The following is a 2,930-nucleotide window of genomic DNA, read 5'->3' as shown; positions in this document are numbered from 1 at the left end:
TATTACGCCTTTAACGTGGAATTTAAGTGACGTAGAAAAAGAATGAATAATTAAGAAAAACTTAATTGAAATTACGATGAGTTTTAAGGTTGTGGTTGGTGGTTTTAAAACGTGTTGAAAACGAGTTTCTTCTTGTCTTGATACTATATAGAAATAACAATCTTTTTTTATATTAGCTTTAAACGCTGATAAATCAATGTTTTCGTTATTTTTTAGTGTATAAAATAATATTTGACATAAAAAAGCCCCAGTTATAAGATTTAATTGTCGAGAAAAAATCTAACTGGGGGTCTTTTTATATGCAAGACAATCATACAAAATATATAGACGAAAATCAAGATAATAAAACACTTAAAGATTTAACGAAAAGTGGGAAACAACGCCCATGGAGAGAAAAGAAAATTGATAATGTAAGTTATGCAGATATATTGGAAATCTTAAAAATTAAAAAGGCTTTTAACGTAAAACAATGTGGTAACGTCTTAGAGTTCAAGCCTACTGATGAGGGTTATTTGAAGTTACATAAGACATGGTTTTGTAAATCAAAATTATGTCCAGTTTGTAATTGGAGGCGTGCTATGAAAAATAGTTATCAAGCTCAAAGAGTGATTGAAGAAGTGGTTAAAGAAAAGCCAAAGGCACGTTGGTTATTCCTTACGTTATCAACAAGAAATGCGATAGACGGAGATACTTTAGAACAAAGTTTAAGTCATTTAACTAAGTCATTTCATAGATTAACTAAGTATAAAAAAGTTAGTAAAAATTTAGTTGGTTTTATGCGTTCAACGGAAGTAACCGTTAATAAAAATGACGGTAGTTATAATCAACATATGCACGTTTTATTATGTGTCGAAAGTAAATATTTTAGAGGTTCTGAGAATTATATTTCCCAGAATGATTGGATTGATTTATGGCAAAAAGCATTGCAAGTTGATTATCGACCAGTCGCAAACATCAAAGCGATCAAACCAAATCAAAAAGGCGATAAAGATATTCAAGCAGCAATTAAAGAAACCTCAAAGTATTCGGTTAAATCGTCTGATTATTTAACTGGAAACGAAGAAAAGGACGCAGAGATTGTTGATGATTTAGAAAAAGGTTTATACCGAAAACGTATGTTGAGTTATGGTGGATTGCTTAAACAAAAACATAAAATTTTAAATTTAGATGATGCTGAAGATGGCAATTTAATTAATACAAGTGACGAAGATAAAACAACAGACGAAGAAGAAAAAGCACATTCAATTACGGCAATTTGGAATTTTGAAAAACAAAATTATTACTTAAAAGATTTGAAACGTTAGCTAAAAAGCTAGCGTTTTTTTATGCTTTTTTGCCCCTGCGGGAACTATAGCGTTCAACCAGCATGGTTGCCCAGTTTTTACGCAAAAAAATAATTTTGTGCGTAACTGGGCAGTGTCTGAATTTTTTTGCCATTACATGCTAAATTTTAATTTGCATGTAAATGGGCAGTGTCTAAAAAATTAGTCACTGGTTTTGCTCAAATTTTTGTTTTTGAAAATAGCATATATTTATTTGGCTCATATTTGCGTTTTAAGAGCTTATATACGTTTTTAGGTATAAAACTATATGATTTACCCCTAAATCTTTAAAATGACCCCTTAAAATTCAAAATAAAGCCATTTAAAATTCAACAAAACAAAAAAGCCACCATTTAAAATTTTGGCGACTTACAAAATGCATTAGCAATTCTCAATATAGTTGACCAACTATTTGATTTCTTAAATTAATTATAACAAGAACACGCATTTATGCCGAGAAAATTTATTGATGTTGAGAAGAACCCTTAACTAAACTTGCAGACGAATGTCGGCATAGCGTGAGCTATTAAGCCGACCATTCGACAAGTTTTGGGATTGTTAAGGGTTCCGAGGCTCAACGTCAATAAAGCAATTGGAATAAAGCAACTTTGTTATTTATAATTATTTGATTGGAGGTGTGAATATGTTTTTTAAGTGTTCTATATGTGATGAAAAATTAAAGAGAGGTTATAAAACTTTAGCATGTGAGAATAACCATACTTTTGATATTGCAAAAGAGGGGTATTCGAATTTAATTTTAGGGCATAAAAAAAGTAAATACGATAAAAAATTGTTTATTGCTAGAAGAGAATTGAATGATAGTAGCAATTTGTATTCGACATTAATTTTAAAAATCATAGAAATTATTAAAAAATATGAGATTAAAACTAAAAATAATGTAATAGATGTTGGTACTGGTGAGGGTTATATTTTAAATGAAATCAGTAAGTCATTTCTTGGTGGAAATGAATTCTTAGGTATAGACATTGCAAAAGAAGGTGTAAAAAAAGCAGCAAAATCATATAAAAATATAAATTGGTTGGTTGCTGATCTAGCTGATATACCAGTTATGAATGGGAATGTAGACTTTTTAATTAATGTGCTTAGCCCTTCTAATTATGATGAGTTTAAAAGAGTTCTAGATAAAGAGGGGAAATTGATAAAAATAATTCCTAATAGTGATTATTTAAAAGAAATAAGGAATATAGTCTTTAGTAATCATAAAAATAAGGATTATGATAATTCTGATGTTATAGATTTATTTGAAGCTAATTTTAATAAAATTGAAATGATAGACATTAGTTATAAGGTTAAATTAAATAAAGAAGAATTGAATAAATTACTTGATATGACGCCTTTAACGTGGAATTTAAGTGACGTAGAAAAAGAAGGAATAATTAAGAAAAACTTAAGTGAAATTACGATGAGTTTTAAGGTTTTGGTTGGTGGTTTTAAAACGAGTTGAAAACGAGTTTCTTCTTGTCTTGATACTATATAGAAATAACAATCTTTTTTTATATTAGCTTTAAACGCTGATAAATCAATGTTTTCGTTATTTTTTAGTGTATAAAATAATATTTGACATAAAAAAGCCCCAGTTATAAGATT

Annotated in this window: 2 protein-coding genes; both read left to right on the top strand. The window is 28.8% G+C overall.

All coding sequences use genetic code 11. From position 1 onward, the window contains the following. The first annotated feature begins 299 nt into the window (after positions 1–299). On the top strand, positions 300–1,304 hold the full coding sequence (locus KA814_RS02905) for a protein rep (protein WP_078099832.1): 1,005 nt from the start codon (positions 300–302) through the stop codon (positions 1,302–1,304). A gap of 661 nt (positions 1,305–1,965) precedes the next feature. Then, entirely contained in the window at positions 1,966–2,787 is an 822-nt protein-coding gene (locus tag KA814_RS02900) for a putative RNA methyltransferase (RefSeq protein WP_050482502.1), read from the top strand. Positions 2,788–2,930 lie beyond the last annotated feature (143 nt).

Source organism: Staphylococcus sp. GDY8P196P (assembly GCF_017891705.1).
Classification (GTDB): domain Bacteria; phylum Bacillota; class Bacilli; order Staphylococcales; family Staphylococcaceae; genus Staphylococcus; species Staphylococcus ureilyticus.
The sequence above is the reverse complement of the archived record's forward strand: the minus strand, read 5'-3'. Positions and strand labels throughout refer to the sequence as shown.

Coding starts and splice junctions, on each gene's coding strand:
- KA814_RS02905 (WP_078099832.1), top strand. CDS start 300: ATGCAAGACAATCATACAAAATATATAGACGAAAATCAAGATAATAAA.
- KA814_RS02900 (WP_050482502.1), top strand. CDS start 1,966: ATGTTTTTTAAGTGTTCTATATGTGATGAAAAATTAAAGAGAGGTTAT.